This is a genomic window from Roseateles sp. GW821-FHT09G03, assembly GCF_059416045.1.
On the sequence record NZ_JBWKOK010000003.1, the window covers coordinates 137183 to 153169 of the forward strand.

Consider the following 15987-nt stretch of genomic DNA (forward strand, 5'->3'; position numbering starts at 1 on the left):
GGCAATTTGGCGATTGGCGGTCGGCGATCAGGGTGCCGTCGGCAACTCGCCGAACCGCCCGTCGGCGTAGTCGATCAAGGCCTGGCGCACGTCGGCCATCGTCGACATCACGACCGGTCCGTGCTTGACGAAGATCTCGCGGATCGGTCTCGCGGCCATCAGCACGGCATGGGCCGGCGTGTCGGCTTCCAGGCGGACCAGCCCGTCCACGCCGGCACGCACCGAGATGGCACGACCTTCCTCGATGACATGCTCGCGGGCTTGCGAATGCAGCGTCACCGCGCCCGAGATCACGTAGATCCAGGCCATCTCCTCCGACGACAGCGGATGCGCGAAAGCGCCGCCCGGCGTCAGCGTGACATCGAGCAGCGTGAAGGGCTCCGGCGTCCCGGCCGCGCCGAGGATGTCGCCGGACTGTCCCAGCACCACCCGCACGCGATGGCCGGGCGCTTCGATCACCGGCACGTCCTCGGCGCGCACCAGCAGCGAATGCGCCGGTCCGCGCTTCAGTCGTCCGGGCAGGTTCACGAAGATCTGCAAGGCATGCGTGCGCGCGCCGGCTTCAGGCACTTCCTCGTGAGCGGCGCCGCCCGCCGCGGCCAGCCAGTACAGGTCGCCCGCGCGCAGCGTGAAGCGCTTGCCCAGCGTGTCGCGATTGAAGAAGCCGCCGACGGCGTCCTCGAACATCATCGTCACGGCCGAGATGCCCGCGTGCGGATGCGGCGCGAAGGTCGGGCCGGTCATCACGAAGTGGTCGACCATCAGCAGCGGGTCCATCCGCCCGCGGAACATCTCTTCCGAGAAATGCCGCGCCGTGAAGTTCCGGCCGATGGTTTGCGGGCTGCCGGTGATCGTGTCGCCGACGCGGTCGGCGGCAACCTCCGCGGTCGCGAGGGTGTCGGTGGGGTCCATGTGACTCTGCTCCAGAAGACGCTCCAGGCGCGTCCTTGCAGAAATTCTGGAGGCCGGGCCGCGCCCGGAGAAGCCGTCGGATCGGGATGCTGCTTCCAACCGGCTGGACGATGACGCGCTCGTGCCATGCGCTCACCCCGAGGCGCGCCAAGGCGAGCCGTTGCGTCAGTCCAGACGGACGGCCTCGGGGAACGCCTCCGCGATGTGCTCGATGAATGCGCGTGTCGCGGCCGTCATGCCGCGGCGGCTGGGCATCAGCACGGTGATCGTCGCATCCGCGGCGATCCAGTCGGGCAGCACGCGCTGCAGCAGCCCCGCGCGCACGTCATCCCGGCACACGTAGGCGGGCAGCGCCACGATGCCCAGGCCTGACGCCGCCGCCTGCTTCAGCGTCACCATGCAGGAGCCCAGGATCCTCGGCCGGATGGCCACCTGCACCACCTGCTCCGGATCGTCCGCGCGGCGCAGCCGCCAGGACGGCGTGACGCTGTCGCGCTTCATGAACAGGCTCGCGCAGCCGACCACGTCGTCCGGCGTCTGCGGCGTGCCCACCGATGCCAGATAGGCCGGCGACGCAAACAGGTGCCACGGCGCCTCGGCCAGCGGGCGCTGCACCATCGTCGAATCCGGCAGCGCGCCCGAGTACGCGCGGATCGCGAAGTCGAATCGGTCCGCCACGATGTCCACGTTGTTGTCGCCCGCGTGCTGGACGATCTCCACCTTCGGATGTTTCTCCAGGAAGGTCGACACCATCCGCGCCATCGCGAACTGCGCCGTCGCCGTCGCCACCGTGTAGCGCACCGTGCCGGCCGGCTCCTTCGAGAGGCTGCGCATCGCCAGTTCCGCCTCGTCCGCGCGGGACAGCGTGGCCACGGCGTGGCTGTAGAACTCCATGCCGCTTTCGGTGAGCGTCACCTGCCGCGAGGTCCGCGCGAACAGCGTGACGCCCAGCTCGCGTTCCAGTTGCTGGATGCGGTAGCTGATCGTCGACACGGGCCGCTCCAGCGCGCGTGCCGCCGCGGACAGTCCGCCCCGGTCGGCCACTTCGACGAAGTATCGGAAATCGTTGAGATCGAGCATCGGCGTCCTCGGGCAATGAGCGTGCGCCGGGCCACCGTCGGATGACGCTGGCTGGCGATGAGCGAGCGGATTGTGGCGCCGTTCGACCGGACGATCCGTGACGGAAGGTCGCTGGTCTTCCGACCCGTTGGAAGCTCGATTCAACCCAGCCCCGTTGATCCGCCGAGGGGCGTCGGATGGAATGAAATCACTCCGGAACACCTCGCGACACCGTCGCCGCCGGAGCCCTTCAACCCTCAAGGATCCGACATGAAAACCAAGCGCACCCGCATGAACCGCGACAACACCGCCGTCCTGCTGATCGACCATCAGGTGGGCCTGCTGACCGGCGTCCGCGACATGACCGTCAGCGACCTGAAGCACAACGTCGTCGGCCTGGCCAAGGCGGCGAAGGTCCTGGGCCTGCCGGTGGTGGCGATCACCACGGCCCGCGACAGCATGTGGGGACCGACCGCGCCCGAGCTCAAGGAAGCGCTGGGCGGCGGCGAGATCATGGACCGCTCGACCGTCAACGCCTGGGACTTCGCGCCCTTCGTGGACGCGGTCAAGGCGACCGGCCGCGACCACCTGATCATCGCGGGCCTGTCCTTCGAGGTCTGCGCCTCGCTGCCGGCGATCTCGGCGCAGGAAGAAGGCTTCCAGCCGATCGTCGCGATCGACGCCTGCGGCACCTTCACCCCTGCCAAGCGCGAGGCCGGCGTCGCGCGCCTGACCACCCTGGGCATCGAGGTCTCCGACTACGCGACGCTGATGGTCGAGATCATGGCGGACAACGCCGACCCGAAGGCGCTGGAGGTCTACGCCGCGCTGGACATGCCGTTCGCCGTCCTGATGGGCCAGGTCGCCGGAGCGCTGAAGCAATGACCGCCGCCTACGACACCCTCATCGTCGGTGGGGGCTCGGCCGGCGCCGTGCTCGCCCACCGGCTGAGCGCGGATCCGTCGCGGCGGGTCCTGCTGTTGGAGGCCGGCCAGGCCTACCGGCCCAACGTGTTCCCGCGCGACCTCGCCGACGCCGACACCGCCGGTGGTCCGGATGGACACGACTGGGGCTACACGGCGGAGACCGGCATCGAGGGACGCAGCATCCGGGCGCCGCGCGGCAAGACGATCGGTGGCTGCTCCGCGGTCAACGCGGCGGTGGCGATCCGCTCGCGGCGCGAGGACTTCGCGAAGTGGCGCGCGCTCGGCATCGACGGCTGGGAATGGGACGCGGTGCTCGCGGCCTTCAAGGCCATCGAGAACACGCCCGACGGTGACGAGGCTTTCCGTGGCCGCCACGGACCGCTGCCGATCCGGCATCGTCGCCCCGACGAACTGACGCCCGCGCTGAACGCCTTCGTCGACGCGACGGCGAATCTCGGCTTCGCCCGCGTCGACGACTTCAACGGCGGCGAGCAGGACGGCGTGTCGCCGTATCCGCTCAACGTCATCTCGGGTCGTCGCATCAACACCGGCATCGCGTTCCTCGACGAGGCCGTGCGCGCCCGGCCCAACCTGACCATCCACGGTGGCATCGAGATCGACAAGGTGCTGATCGAGGAAGGTCGCGCCGTGGGTGTCGTCGACGCGGATGGCAAGACCTGGCACGCGAAGGAGGTGATCCTGAGTGCCGGCGCCTTCGGCAGCCCGGCGATCCTGATGCGCTCCGGCGTGGGGCCGGCGGCCGTGCTGTCTCGGCTAGGCGTTCCCTTGGTGGCCGATCTGCCGGTGGGCGAGGGGCTGCAGGAGCACCCGTTCTACTACAACGTCTATGCGTTGACGCCCGAAGCCGCCGGCATGCATCCCGCGGCGGGCGCGATCCTGTGGGCCGCGTCGTCGGAAGCGGCGCCGGGCGACCTGGACGTCCACGTCTCCGCCACGCACCTGTTCGATCCGGCCTTGAGTCCGACCGGCGGCGCGATCGTCCTGGCCGTGGCGCTCACGCAGCCGGAAGCGCGCGGCAGCCTGGAGATCGTCGACCGCGATCCGCGATCGGCGCCTCGCATCCGCTACAACTTCCTCGGCACCGCGCGCGACCGCTCGCGGATGCTGGAGGCGGTGAGGCTCTCGCGAGCGATCGGCCGCCAGCCGCCATTCGCGGACCTGGTCCATGCGGAGATGTCGCCGGGCGCCGATGTATCCGACGGCGACGACCTCGGTCCCGTGATCGCTCGCCACCTCGATGGCTACGCGCATCCGACATCCACCTGCCGCATGGGCCGGCCGGGCGACGGTGTCGTCGACGGCGGCGGCCGCGTGTTCGGCATCACCGGGCTGTTCGTGATCGACGCGTCGATCATGCCGCTGGTCCCCAGCGCACCGCCCAACATCACCACGATGATGATGGCCTGGCACCTCGCCGGCCGCAGCCTGGGAGTACCAGCATGACGACGAACACGACGACGGGCGCGACGAGCGCGGCGGTCCTCAAGACCACTGGCACCAGTGCGATCCCCTTGATGGCCGACGACGTGGTCGCCTCGCGGGAGCTGCGCGCGCAGTTCGGCCGCTTCTGGTCCACCGCGCAAGGCACGCCGCGCGAGGTCTACGACCGCTTCATCGGCGCCACGCCGATGGCGCCGGGCGTGACGACGCGCGAGGTCTTCGACGAACCGGCTCCCGGCTGGTGGTGCGAGCCGGCCGATCCCGGTGCGGCGCTCGCCGGACGCGCCATCCTCTTCCTGCATGGCGGTGGCTACGGCCTCGGCCACGCGGGGCCGTATGCCGGCTTCGTCAGCCAGATCGTGGCGCGCTCGGGCGTTCCCGCCTTCGCGCTGGAGTACCCGCTGGCGCCGGAGGCGCAGTGGCCGACGGCGAGGGATCTGGCGGTGTCGGCGCTGGCCGCGCTGACGGAGCGTTTCGACTCGGTCGCCGTCGTCGGCGACTCCGCCGGCGGCGGCCTGAGCTTCGCGACGGTGTTGGAGGCGCGGCGTCGTGGACTGCCGGTGGCCGCGATCGCGACGTTCTCACCGTGGACCGATCTCAGCCTGAGTGGCGAGAGTGTCCGCGATCCCGCGGTGGTCGATCCGTTGCTGGCGGTCGACTATCTGCGTGCTTCAGCGGCGGCCTATCTTGGCGCGACGCCGGCCGACGACCCGCGCGCGTCGCCGCTCTTCGAGCCCGACCTGCGCCTGCCGCCCACGCTGATCCAGGTCGGCAGCGACGAGGTCCTGCGCGACGACTCGATCCGCATGGCGCGCGCCGCCGAGGCCGCCGGCACCGAGGTCGAACTGCAGGTCTGGCAGGGCCTGCACCACGTGTTCCAGCTCAACACGCAGGAACTCGCGAGCGCTCGCCTGGCGCTGGATCAGACCGCCGAGTTCCTCGTGCGACACCTGCGCTGACGCGGCTTCGCACCCGCCAACCCATTCAACCGATCGCCAGGAGGATCCAGCATGAACGCTCTCAAGTCCCTTGCCCGCCTTCTTGTCCGTCGTTCGCGCGCGCTGTTGGCGCTGTCGACGCTCATCGTTGCCGTCGGCGGCGCTGTCCTCACGCCGCCCCTGGCGGAAGCGGCTCCCCAGGCGCCGTCGGACCTGACCGACACCCCAAAGAGGTAACCCCGAAGATTCGACTCAGCGCGCCATCGACGTCGCCGCCAGCAGCATCCACGTCGAATGCGGGATCCACTGCTCCACCCAGCGCCACTGCTCGTCGTCCGGACCGGGTCCGAAGGCGATGCCTTCGCCGGTGTCGCTGCCGACGGCGCCCGTGATGCCGTTGGAGATGCCGCCGACGAACATGTCGCCGGCGCTCGACGCCACCGTCGGCGGGTTGCGTTGGCCGAAGCCGTAGAGCATCGAGATGCCGTAGGGATTCCTGCCCAAGGTCCAGTCGATCTGGTCCTGCGCGTACACGGCCCAGTCCGTGGGCAGGGCAGGGGAGATCTTGCGACCCGCCACCGCCACCGCGGTGCTCAGCGACAGCAGGCGCGCGCTCTCGCCCTGCCACCAGTAGCCGGTCTCGTTCCTGTGGGGAATGAAGAACCCTTCCAGCACCGGACCATCAGCCTTGCCGTCCTTCGCGAGCTGGAACGACTGCCGCGCGTAGCCGAAGGGGTTGGACACGCGCCGCGTGATGTCGACCTCGTGCTGCAGCGATGCCTTGATCGCCGTGGTGACGCGGGCGCGCCGGGCGTCGTCCGATTCGATGTCGAGGAAGAAGCCGAGGCTCAACGCCGGCAGGCCAGCCTCGACCGCGTGATAGTAGGGACGCGTCCCGCCGTCGCTGATGAAGCCGCCATCGGCCGTCTGTCGACGCATCAGGCTGTCGGCGCGCGTCCGCGCCGCGTCGAGGAAGCGTGTGTCCTTCGTCGCGTGGTACAGCTCCACCGCGGCCATCAGCGCGGTGTAGTCGTCGATGATGTTCTCGACGCCATTGGCGGTGTACTGCGCGTTGAACTGCTGCAGATGGTCGAAAGCCTTGATCGCATCCGCGAGGTAGGTCTTGCCATCGAAGCTGCCGTGCCGTCCGGACTGCTTCGCGAGCAGCGACGCCCGCGCCAGCGCGGCGATCGCCATGCCGCCGCCCGCGCGGTAGGCCGAGCGGTAGAGCTTGGTGTAGCGCCCGTCGTCGCCCTCGTAGCCGACGACCATGCGCTCGGCGCCTTCCGCGCCCCACTTGTCGAAGACCGTCGTGTAGAAGTAACCCTCGGCATCGAGGATGCGGTGCAGGTAGTCCGCGCCCCAGAACGCTTCGTCCTGGGCGCGCTTGAGCAGCCCCGCTCGGCGGTACAGGTCCGCCGACGCATCCGCCGTGTAGGCCAGCACCCAGGCCGCCATCGACGTCTGCTGCGGGTTGAAGAAATTCGCGTAGCCGAGGTGCGACAGGTACTTGCCCGTGTCGCCACCAGCGTCCTTCCATCCGCCGTGGACATCGACGAAGCGGTCGGTCTCGAAGATGCGGATGCGGCGATCGCCCTTGCCGGTGTGGCGGCTGCGGTGGAAGTAGTCGAGCAGCTTGTCGGCGGTGATCGAAAACAGCGCCTGATCGCGTACCCGCACCGGCGCGGACAGCACGCGCGTGCCGTTCAGCGTCGCCTCGACGCGGTAGACGCCCGTAGCCTGTACCGAGGAGAAGTCCGCTTCGAAGTAGCGCTTGCCCGCGCCCCAGGCGGAGAAATCGGGCAGCGGCTTGAGCTCGCCTTCGGCGACCGTCTTGCCGCCTGACAGCACGCGGTAGCGGCCCGTCTGCGCCGCGCCCGTCGATTCGATGAGGGCGCGCTTCGGACCAGTCCGTTCCAGCGCGACCTGATTCAGTTGCACGAGCAGCGGATCCTTCGGCAGGCTGACGGAGACCGTCGTCTTGCGTTCATCCGTCGCTCCGTGCGAGGCCATCGATGCGGTCGCGAGGACCGCAGTGACCGCGAAGACCGCGGCCACCGCGAGCGCGGAGCGTCGGGGGAGGAGCACCGTGCGTGCGGTGGCGTGGGTCTTCATGCGATCAATTCCAGGCCATGTTCTTGGACCACTTCACGCCCGAGGTCGGGCACTTGCCCGAGTTGTTCGGGTACTTGCTGTTGATGATGCTGGTCACCACACTCACGTTGCCCATCGTCGGGTCCTGCTTGTAGATGTCCAGCGCCATGCTGGCGCGCCAGCAGTTGCCCGCATCGTCGCCCAGGCTCGAGGACTTCAGCCAGCGGATGTACTGGTCCGTCAGGTAGGTGGCGAAGCAGGTCTCGTTGGACATGCTGCCGCAGTTGCCCGCCGACTTCACCGACGAGAACGCCGAGACGCTGCTGATCGAGCCCGTGTTCACCTGCACCTGGAAGGCCAGGCCGACCAGGTTGTACTGGCCGAAGCTGGTGAAGCCGAGCTTCTTCAGCGCGTCCAGCACCGGCACCAGCTTGTCGCTGTCGATGTGCGAGTAATGGCTCATCACGTACTGGGCCTGGCGGTTGTCGAAGTCCGATTGCAGCGCCTGGCAGATCTTGGTCAGCGCCGCCCGCTTCTTCGAGTTGGAGCGGGCCAGGTTCGGATACGGGTCCAGGCGCGTGTCGTCCGCCTTCATGTCCGCCGCCGCGATGCCGGTGACCTGGACGCCCCAGTTCTTCATGTCGGTGTTGGTCGCGCCGGTCTTGCCCAGCACGTACGGCGCGTAGGCGTTCTTGAAGTAGTCCGGGAAGTCGCCGACCGTCGTCACGCCCACCGGACCGAAGGTGTTGCCGCGGTAGTCGGAGATGCCTTCGGAGGCCTCGTAGTCGACCTCGCAGTAGCGCCAGGGTTCCGGGTCTTGATAGTTGGTGGTGCCGTTCTCCGGATAGGCATCCATGCTGAGCACGGCTTGCCACTGGTTGACCGTCAGCTTGCGGCCCTTGTCGAAGACGTTGCCGTAGACGCGCGAGTCGCCGACGGGGATGACGCCCGCCGCTGCCGCGGCCTTGGTGGCCGTCACCAGCGGCTGGCCGGTCGCCGTGAAGGTGTGGGTGTAGACCCAGCCGTCCTGCACGTAGACGCTGGGTTGGCCGTTCGTCTGAGCCGCTGCCTTGGGCTTGCCGGCTGCGACAGCCGCCGACGCGCCGCAGACGAGCGCCAGGACGGTGAGCGCCGCTTGCACGCCGATGCGGCGGACGCTGGGGGAACGAGATTGCATGGTGGTTGCCTCCGAAAACACGGGGGTAGGGGGCGTGGCCTGCGCCACGGGACAGATTCCCGAGAGCCGCTGCCCACCACTCTCGCCAAGCCGGTCCTGCGCTCGGGGGCGTGGGTCGTTGCAGCCCATGGGCGGCGAATGTAGGCGGAACATTTCGTTGGCGCAATAAATAAAACCACTGGATGTGTAAATTCATTTGTCAGCCGGCCTCGTGATGCCGTCGTGAAGCTGCGTCAGAATGGGGGATACCCGAAGGACCACCCGCCAGCATGAGAACCACCAGTCGAGGGGCCACCCAACAGTCCAGCGCGCCCTACAACCGCCGTGTGGTGCTGGACTTCATCCGCCAGCACGGCGCGGCGTCGCGCAAGGACATCGCGGACATGGTGTCCCTGAGCCCCCAGACGGTGGCCAACATCACCAACGACCTGGAGGCCATCGGCCTGATCGTCTCGAGGCGGCAGAAGGTCGACAAGTCGCGCGGCCAGCCGCCGATCGCCTTCGAGCTCAACCCGCAGGCGGGCAACGCGATCGGGATCAGCCTGGAGCCGGGCCGCGCGTCGGCCGCGCTGGTGAACCTGGTCGGCGAGATCCGCAGCCGCTGCGAGGTCGACATGGACACCAGCGATCGCCGCCAGATGCTGGCCGCGATGCTGCAGCTGGTCGCGCAGCTGCGCCGCGAATCGACCGAGCCGCTGTGGGGCATCGGCGTCGCGCTGCCGGGGCCGCTGGGTCACACCGACATCAGCTTCGTCGGCCCGACCGCGCTGGAAGGCTGGAACGACCTGTCCGTGCTGGACGAGCTCGGCGAGGTGACCGGGCTCTCCGTCTTCTACCGGATCGACAGCGTGGCTGGCGCGCTGGGCGAGACGCTCTTCGGCGTCGCCCGCCACCTGGACAACTTCTTCTATCTGCACCTGGGCCTGGGCCTGGGCGGCGCGCTGGTCATCGGCCGCGCCGCCTATCCGGGCTCGAACGGCAATGCGACCGAGATCGGCCACGTGCCCATCGTGCCCGGCGGCACGCCGTGCTACTGCGGCAACCGCGGCTGCCTGGAGCGCTACGTCTCCATGCACTCGCTGGCGGAGGCGCTGAAGGTGTCCGACCACGACGTCTGGACGCTGGACCTGGCCAAGCGGCTGAAGGACCCGAAGGACAAGGTGCTGCACCAATGGTGCCGCCAGGCCGCGGACCGGCTGCGCGATGCGGTCTGCATGATCGAGAACATGCTGGACCCGCATTCGATCGTCATCGGCGGCTCGGCGCCCAAGGTGCTGGTGGAGCATCTCGTCGCGCTCGCCTCGCCCTGGCACCGCTCGGTGCGCGGCGGTGTCGCGACGCCGGAGACGCGGCTGCTGCTGTCGGACCGGCAGGACGACAGCTCCATCCTCGGCGCCGCCGTGCTGCCGATCTACGAGATGCTGTCCCCGCGCCTGGAGACGCTGCAGCAGGACCGTCGCGGCGAGGCCGACGTGGCCGAGCTGCTGGGACATCGGGCCCCGATGCCCAAGCGAGGGTAGAGCGCGGGGTACAGCGCAGGGCAGGGCGGCGCGCGGGGAGGATCGCGCAGGGTAGGGACAGGGTAAAGCCCGTTGGGGGATTCCCTTGATTACTTAAATCCAATGGATTTAATTATTGACGCTGTGTTCTGAGTGCTCCTACAGTCGGCGCCCATGGACACGGCACGACCTCTTTCACCGCTTGCGCATCCCCCGCTCAGCATCGTCGGCGACGTCGGCGTCGACCTCGTGCTGGGCAGCCTGACCGGGTGGCCGCAACTCGGCACCGAACTCCTGATGCCGCGCAGCGAGCTGCGCCCCGGCGGCTCCGGCGCCAATGCCGCGCTGGCCGCGCGCCACATCGGACAACACGCGCATCTGATCTCCGCCGTCGGCAACGACCACTTCGGCCAATGGCTGGCGGAGCAGTTCGCCGGCATCACCACGAGCCTTGAGATCTGCGACATCGAGACCACCGTCTCGGTCGGCCTGATGCACACCTGCGGCGAGCGCAACTTCTTCACCACGCACGGGCATCTGCAGCGCCTGTCGGCGGATCACGTGCTCGGGCACCTGCAGCCGACCGAGACGCCGAAGATGGCACCATCGATCGCGCTGTTCACCGCGCCCTTCCTGCTCACCGATCTGCGGCCTCGCTACGCCGCGCTGATGGCCGAGGCCGGACGCCGCGGCTACCGCGTCGCGCTGGACACCGGCTGGCCGCCGGAAGGCTGGGACCGGGACGAGGTGATGAGCTGGCTGCCGCACTGCGACCACCTGCTCATCAACGAGCTCGAGGCGCAGAGCATCGCCGGCACCGAGGACCTCGATGAAGCGCTGACGCTGATCGGCCGCGCGCTGAAGCCCGACGCGAGCCTGATCGTCAAGGTCGGCGCGCGCGGCGCACTGGGCATCGAGGACGGCCGACGCGTCGAGCGCATCACCGAGCCTGCCGACATCTTCGACACCATCGGCGCCGGCGACGCGTTCAACGCCGGCTACCTGGCCGCGCGCCTGCGCGGCGGCGATCTCGCCGAGGGGCTGGCCGCGGGCTGCCGCACCGCCGGGGCCATCCTGTCTCGCTTCCCGCGCAAGACCATCCGCGCCGGCGAGTTCGCCGGCTGCCTTCCCTCCAGAGTCCCCGCCTGAGGAGTCGCCATGAAGCACCGCGCGCTGATCGTCGGCTACATCCTGGTCATCTGGTTCGTGATCTCCTTCGTCACCAACCTGATCGGGCCGCTGATGCCGATCATCATCCAGGACTTCCACCTGAGCCTGGGCCTGGCGGGCTTCCTCCCGTTCTCGTTCTTCCTCGCTTACGGGCTGGTGTCGATCCCCGGGGGCATGCTGGTGGAACGCAGGGGCTCGCGCTTCACCATCCTCACCGCCTTTCTGCTGAACGGGGCCGGCTCGCTGGCGATCGCGCTGTGGCCGAGCTACGCGACCGCCGTCGGCGGGCTGTTCGTGATCGGCCTCGGCATGGCCCTGCTGCAGGTCGTCATCAACCCGCTGATGCGCACGGCGGGCGGCGAACCCCACTTCGCCTTCTTCTCGGTGATGGGGCAGCTGGTCTTCGGCCTCGCGTCGTTCCTCAGCCCGATGGCCTTCCAACTGCTGATGGAGCGGCCGGATGCCGCGAAGGGCCTCGCGTGGGTGCCGTTCTACTGGATCTTCGTCGTGGGCTTCGTCGCGCTGATCGTCGCCAACCAGACGTTGCCACTGCCGGAGGTCCAGCTCAAGGACGATGAACGCGCCGGCGGCTGGGCCGCGTATCGCGAGCTGCTCGCGCGCCGCGATGTCCGCCTGTTCTTCCTCGGCATCATGGCCTACGTCGGCACCGAGCAGACCCTGGCCAACTGGATGTCGCAGTTCCTTTCGACGTACCACGGCGTCTCCGCCACGACCGACGGCGCCGACGCGGTCGCGGGCTTCTGGGGACTGATGTCGCTGGGCTGCCTGCTCGGACTGGGATTGCTGAAGCTGCTCGACTCCCGCGTCGTGCTCGCCGGCTTCACGGTGCTGGCCATCGGCAGCGTGGCGCTCGCGCTCTTCGGTTCCGCCCACGTCGCGCAGATCGCCTTCCCGGCCTCCGGCTTCTTCCTGTCCGTGATGTTCTCGGTGGTGTTCTCACTGGGCCTGAACTCGGTGCCCCACCACCACGGCGCGTTCTCCGGCGTGCTCTGCACCGGCATCCTCGGCGGCGCGGTCTTGCCGCTGCTGGTCGGCGGCCTCGGCGACGTCATCGGCCTGCGCGCCGCGATGTCCACTGTTTTCCTCACGCTCCTCTACATCCTGAGCGTGAGTGCCTGGGCGCGGCCGCTCGTGACCAACGACACCGTTCCGCTGTCCCGCCTGTTGTCCCGGTTCAAGCCCAGCCCAGAGGCCTGACCGCTCCGTACCGCCTCCCCCTTCCAGCCCCTTTGTCCCGTGCCACGGCCCCGTCGCCGGGACGGCGGCTGCCTGACAGACCCATGGAGATCCCAGTGATGAGACCCGATCGAGCCGCATTCCGTCCCGTGTTTGGAGCCGCTTTCGCTCGCACCGCCACGGCTGCCGCCGTGAGCCTGCTGGCCACCGCCGCCTTCGCGCAATCGCAGACCGCGCCCGTGTCGCAGCCCGAGGCGAAGGCCGAGGCAAAACCTGACACCAAGCCGGATGCCAAGGCGCGCGAGATCACGGACAAGGAGAAGAACGAGCTCCCCGTGATCACCGTCAACGCGACGCGCGTGAGCTCCGGCCTGCTGCAGACGCCGGTGGCGGTCACCGCGCTCTCGCAGGAGGCGCTGACCCGTGAAGGCATCCACGACGTGCGCGGCCTTTCCGGCAAGGTGCCCAACCTGCAGATCTCGCAGGGCGCCGACTCGGGCGTGCAGATCAACATCCGCGGCGTGGGCTCGACCAACTTCACCGAGGTCGGCGATCCGGCCGTCGGTCTGCACGTCGGCGGCCTCTACTCGCCGCGGCCGCAAGGCGCGCTGGCGCTGATGTTCGACCTCGAGCAGGTGGAAGTGCTGCGCGGCCCGCAGGGCACGCTGTTCGGGCGGAACTCCACCGGCGGCAGCATCAACATCATCCCGGCGAAGCCCGAGTTCGGCGCGACCTACGGCTCGGCGGAACTGGATCTCGGCAACTACCGCAAGCGCCAGCTGAACGTGATCCAGAACATCGCGGTCAACGACACCATCGCGCTGCGCGCCACCGTCAGCACGATCAAGCGCGACGGCTGGATCAACCAGCAGCAGGACTTCACCGACGTGAACATGCCTGAGCACGGCTTCGTCGCCGACGGCATCCCCGACGTCGACCAGCGCCGCAACGCCAAGGTGCCGCGCAGCAAGTACTACTACAACCGCGACGAATGGGCGGCGCGCATCGCCGGCCGCGTGAAGCTCTCGAGCGACCTCGAATGGCTGGTGGCCTACGAGAAGTTCCAGAACAAGGGCGCCGGCGAGATCGCGATGAAGGACTGCGACATGGCCGCGGGCACCGACTTCGCATGCCCCGGCGGCAAGTGGGACGTGAAGGTCAACGTGCCGGGCAAGACGGACATGTCGATCGACACGGTGCGCTCCAACCTCAACTGGCGCCTGAACGATCAATCCAGCATCGAATACGGCTTCGCCTACGCGACGCAGAAGCGCTCGCAGCAGTCGGACGACGACGGCGGCTACTACCCGCTGTCGCGCCAGGTCACGGCCACCTTGCCGGTCGGACCCGACGGTGACTGGGGCACCTGGCCGATCCGCGACGAGACCTCGCTGACGCTGGATTCGACCTACAAGTCGCAGGTGCACGAGCTGCAGTTCAAGCATCACACCGACACCGTGCAGCTGGTCACCGGCCTGTTCTGGATGCACGAGAAGAACGCGATCGACTACGCGCAGGAGCAGCTGGTCACCGCGCCCTTCGGCTTCCCGACCAGCCAGTTCTATCACCAGCCCGATCGCCAGATCGATGCGAAGGCGCTGTTCGCGCAGGCGGACTGGACCTTCGTGCCGACCTGGACGGCGACGGTGGGCGGCCGCATCAGCTTCGACAAGAAGACCGACAAGGGCGGCCGCGTCTACGGCGGCTGGGACGGCTCGACGCCGGCCTACTACAACGGCCTCTATGACCCGGGCACGCCCGGCACGCCGGGCTTCCGCCCGCACAACGGCCGCGACCTGACCGAGCAGATGGGACCCTTCGCCGGTCCTGGCGCCTATGGCCTGTGGGGCGAGCCCGCGGGCAACGACCACGGCGAGAGCTGGAAGAAGTTCACCTACCGCCTCGGCCTGCGCAAGCAGCTGACGCCGGCCGACATGGTCTACACCTCGCTGTCGACCGGCTACAAGGCGGGCGGCTTCGGCGACAAGGACGACCGCTGCGGCGGCAAGGAATGCGTCGACGGTCCGGCCGGCCCGCAGTACACCTTCTTCCCGTACAAGCCGGAGACGGTCACCAACTTCGAGCTCGGCTACAAGGGCCTGATGCTGGACAAGCGCCTGAGCCTGTCGGCGACCTTCTTCTACAGCCGCTACAAGGACATGCAGGTCACGGGCGACTTCTTCGCCTCCAAGGTCAAGCAGGTGGGCCCGTGCCCGGACGAGAACCCGACCTGCGACATCGTCACCAAGTGGCAGACGGTGAACGTCGGTGTCGTCGACATCCCCGGCCTGGAGCTGGAGGTCGACTACAAGCCGTGGAAGGGCGCGCGGCTCGGCGCCTTCTTCAGCTACATCAACAGCAAGATGAAGGACTACCCGTCCTTCAACGACAGCTGGAACTGCGGCGTGCGCGCCGAGATGGGCGCGCCGGCATGTCCTGACCCCTACACCGGGCCGATCCGCGAGAACGCCGGCCGCCAGATCTACGACATCACCGGCAACCACCTGCCGCTGTCGCCGAAGTACAGCTTCGGTGTCAACTTCTCGCAGAGCTTCCGCTTCGGCGAGGGCTGGGAACTGACGCCGTGGGTCAACGTGAAGTGGCAGGACAAGATGTACTTCACGCTGCGCAACCTGGACAACGCGCACATCTCCGATGGGCAGAAGGCTTTCGCGAAGGTCGATGCGAGCCTGCGGCTGCAGGCGCCCAAGGACTGGCACGCGGAGATCTACGTGCTGAACGCGACCAACAAGATGACGAAGAACTCCGCGCAGGACGGCGGCGGTTTCGTGCGCGGGTACTGGAACGATCCGCGGACCTTCGGGATCCGGGTGGGGATCGATTACTGATCCTGCGATGCCGTCCCTCGCGGCGCGACCCGGCCTTGAGTTTTCTACACTGCGTCCCGGTGCATCAAACGCAAGGCAAGGGATGACTCCCACCGCTCGGAAGTTCTCGAAAGCCGCGTTCATCGCGGCGGTCCTGGCGCTCGCCGCCTACTGGTACTGGTCGCCGTGGCTGGCGATCCATCAGATGCGCAATGCGGCGAAGGCCGGCGATGCGGCGGCGTTCAACGAGCGCGTGGACTATCCGTTGCTGCGCGAGAGCTTGAAGGGCCAGTTGGGCGCCGCCATCGGCGCGCGCGCGACCGAGCGGTCCGAATCCGGCAGCGACATCGCCAAGGCCGGCGCGGCGCTGGGCTCGCTGTTCGCGACGGCGATGGTCGATCGCATGGTGGAGGCCTTCGTGCGGCCGGAGTCGGTCATGCGGATCATGCAGGAGGGCAAGCTGATGCCTCGGCGCGAGTCCCGTGCGAAGACGCCGGGCGACACGCCCTCTGACGAGGGTGGCGAGCCCGATGGCAGCGCGACATCGTCGAAGCGCGAGCCCATCTGGACGACCGAACGCCAAGGCGCCGACACATTCATCCTCTACGCCCGCCGCGCGGGACAGGCCGAGGACCGCCGGACCGGGCTGGTCTTTCAGCGACGGGGGTTTGCGTCGTGGGTACTGACGGAGATTCGGTTGCCGGCGTTGTGAGACATGGGGCACCG

General features: G+C 68.5%; 13 protein-coding genes. 9 read left to right on the top strand and 4 right to left on the bottom strand.

The features are described from left to right. Nucleotides 1-27: 27 nt before the first annotated feature. Complete coding sequence (locus tag AC07OZ_RS12850; protein WP_495467495.1) at nt 28-912, bottom strand: pirin family protein; 885 nt, start codon at nt 910-912, stop codon at nt 28-30. A 165-nt stretch (nt 913-1077) separates the two neighbouring features. Then, a complete protein-coding gene (locus AC07OZ_RS12855) occupies nt 1078-1992 on the bottom strand; it encodes a LysR substrate-binding domain-containing protein (protein WP_495467496.1) in 915 nt (304 codons plus the stop codon). Nucleotides 1993-2241: 249 nt separating this feature from the next. On the opposite strand from AC07OZ_RS12855, the gene AC07OZ_RS12860 reads away from it, so the two are divergent. The 4 genes from AC07OZ_RS12860 to AC07OZ_RS12875 are packed head-to-tail and all read left to right on the top strand — an operon-like array spanning nt 2242 to nt 5533. Beyond that, nucleotides 2242-2856 (top strand): isochorismatase family protein, encoded by a 615-nt coding sequence (locus AC07OZ_RS12860; RefSeq protein WP_495467497.1) that lies wholly within the window; start codon nt 2242-2244, stop codon nt 2854-2856. Next, nucleotides 2853-4361, top strand: a complete 1509-nt coding sequence (locus tag AC07OZ_RS12865; protein ID WP_495467498.1) for a GMC family oxidoreductase — start codon at nt 2853-2855, stop codon at nt 4359-4361. The genes AC07OZ_RS12860 and AC07OZ_RS12865 overlap by 4 nt, the downstream gene beginning before the upstream one ends. Next, entirely contained in the window at nt 4358-5317 is a 960-nt protein-coding gene (locus tag AC07OZ_RS12870; RefSeq protein ID WP_495467499.1) for an alpha/beta hydrolase, read from the top strand. Before AC07OZ_RS12865 ends, AC07OZ_RS12870 begins: the two co-directional genes overlap by 4 nt. 51 nt (nt 5318-5368) lie before the next feature. Further along, nucleotides 5369-5533 (top strand): hypothetical protein, encoded by a 165-nt coding sequence (locus tag AC07OZ_RS12875; protein WP_495467500.1) that lies wholly within the window; start codon nt 5369-5371, stop codon nt 5531-5533. A gap of 15 nt (nt 5534-5548) precedes the next feature. Here AC07OZ_RS12875 and AC07OZ_RS12880 read toward each other — a convergent pair whose 3' ends face one another. Beyond that, entirely contained in the window at nt 5549-7411 is a 1863-nt protein-coding gene (locus tag AC07OZ_RS12880; protein ID WP_495467501.1) for a glycoside hydrolase family 9 protein, read from the bottom strand. A gap of 4 nt (nt 7412-7415) precedes the next feature. Continuing rightward, nucleotides 7416-8567, bottom strand: a complete 1152-nt coding sequence (locus AC07OZ_RS12885) for a hypothetical protein (protein ID WP_495467502.1) — start codon at nt 8565-8567, stop codon at nt 7416-7418. A gap of 269 nt (nt 8568-8836) precedes the next feature. Here AC07OZ_RS12885 and AC07OZ_RS12890 point away from each other — a divergent pair, with 269 nt between their 5' ends. The 5 genes from AC07OZ_RS12890 to AC07OZ_RS12910 all read left to right on the top strand — a co-directional run bounded on the left by AC07OZ_RS12890 (nt 8837) and on the right by AC07OZ_RS12910 (nt 15973). Continuing rightward, on the top strand, nt 8837-10087 hold the full coding sequence (locus AC07OZ_RS12890) for an ROK family transcriptional regulator (RefSeq protein WP_495467503.1): 1251 nt from the start codon (nt 8837-8839) through the stop codon (nt 10085-10087). 153 nt (nt 10088-10240) lie between these two features. Further along, nucleotides 10241-11215, top strand: coding sequence for a carbohydrate kinase family protein (locus AC07OZ_RS12895; RefSeq protein WP_495467504.1), 975 nt, complete (start codon nt 10241-10243; stop codon nt 11213-11215). A gap of 9 nt (nt 11216-11224) precedes the next feature. Continuing rightward, a complete protein-coding gene (locus AC07OZ_RS12900) occupies nt 11225-12454 on the top strand; it encodes an MFS transporter (protein WP_495467505.1) in 1230 nt (409 codons plus the stop codon). Nucleotides 12455-12552: 98 nt separating this feature from the next. Further along, on the top strand, nt 12553-15282 hold the full coding sequence (locus AC07OZ_RS12905) for a TonB-dependent receptor (RefSeq protein ID WP_495467506.1): 2730 nt from the start codon (nt 12553-12555) through the stop codon (nt 15280-15282). Nucleotides 15283-15364: 82 nt separating this feature from the next. Beyond that, nucleotides 15365-15973 (top strand): DUF2939 domain-containing protein, encoded by a 609-nt coding sequence (locus AC07OZ_RS12910; RefSeq protein WP_495467507.1) that lies wholly within the window; start codon nt 15365-15367, stop codon nt 15971-15973. Nucleotides 15974-15987: the final 14 nt, after the last annotated feature.

Bases quoted from the DNA above. Each gene is read 5' to 3' on its own strand.
- AC07OZ_RS12855 (WP_495467496.1), bottom strand. From the start codon at position 1,992: ATGCTCGATCTCAACGATTTCCGATACTTCGTCGAAGTGGCCGACCGG.
- AC07OZ_RS12870 (WP_495467499.1), top strand. From the start codon at position 4,358: ATGACGACGAACACGACGACGGGCGCGACGAGCGCGGCGGTCCTCAAG.
- AC07OZ_RS12890 (WP_495467503.1), top strand. From the start codon at position 8,837: ATGAGAACCACCAGTCGAGGGGCCACCCAACAGTCCAGCGCGCCCTAC.
- AC07OZ_RS12900 (WP_495467505.1), top strand. From the start codon at position 11,225: ATGAAGCACCGCGCGCTGATCGTCGGCTACATCCTGGTCATCTGGTTC.
- AC07OZ_RS12885 (WP_495467502.1), bottom strand. From the start codon at position 8,567: ATGCAATCTCGTTCCCCCAGCGTCCGCCGCATCGGCGTGCAAGCGGCG.
- AC07OZ_RS12875 (WP_495467500.1), top strand. From the start codon at position 5,369: ATGAACGCTCTCAAGTCCCTTGCCCGCCTTCTTGTCCGTCGTTCGCGC.
- AC07OZ_RS12850 (WP_495467495.1), bottom strand. From the start codon at position 912: ATGGACCCCACCGACACCCTCGCGACCGCGGAGGTTGCCGCCGACCGC.
- AC07OZ_RS12895 (WP_495467504.1), top strand. From the start codon at position 10,241: ATGGACACGGCACGACCTCTTTCACCGCTTGCGCATCCCCCGCTCAGC.
- AC07OZ_RS12865 (WP_495467498.1), top strand. From the start codon at position 2,853: ATGACCGCCGCCTACGACACCCTCATCGTCGGTGGGGGCTCGGCCGGC.
- AC07OZ_RS12860 (WP_495467497.1), top strand. From the start codon at position 2,242: ATGAAAACCAAGCGCACCCGCATGAACCGCGACAACACCGCCGTCCTG.
- AC07OZ_RS12910 (WP_495467507.1), top strand. From the start codon at position 15,365: ATGACTCCCACCGCTCGGAAGTTCTCGAAAGCCGCGTTCATCGCGGCG.
- AC07OZ_RS12880 (WP_495467501.1), bottom strand. From the start codon at position 7,411: ATGAAGACCCACGCCACCGCACGCACGGTGCTCCTCCCCCGACGCTCC.
- AC07OZ_RS12905 (WP_495467506.1), top strand. From the start codon at position 12,553: ATGAGACCCGATCGAGCCGCATTCCGTCCCGTGTTTGGAGCCGCTTTC.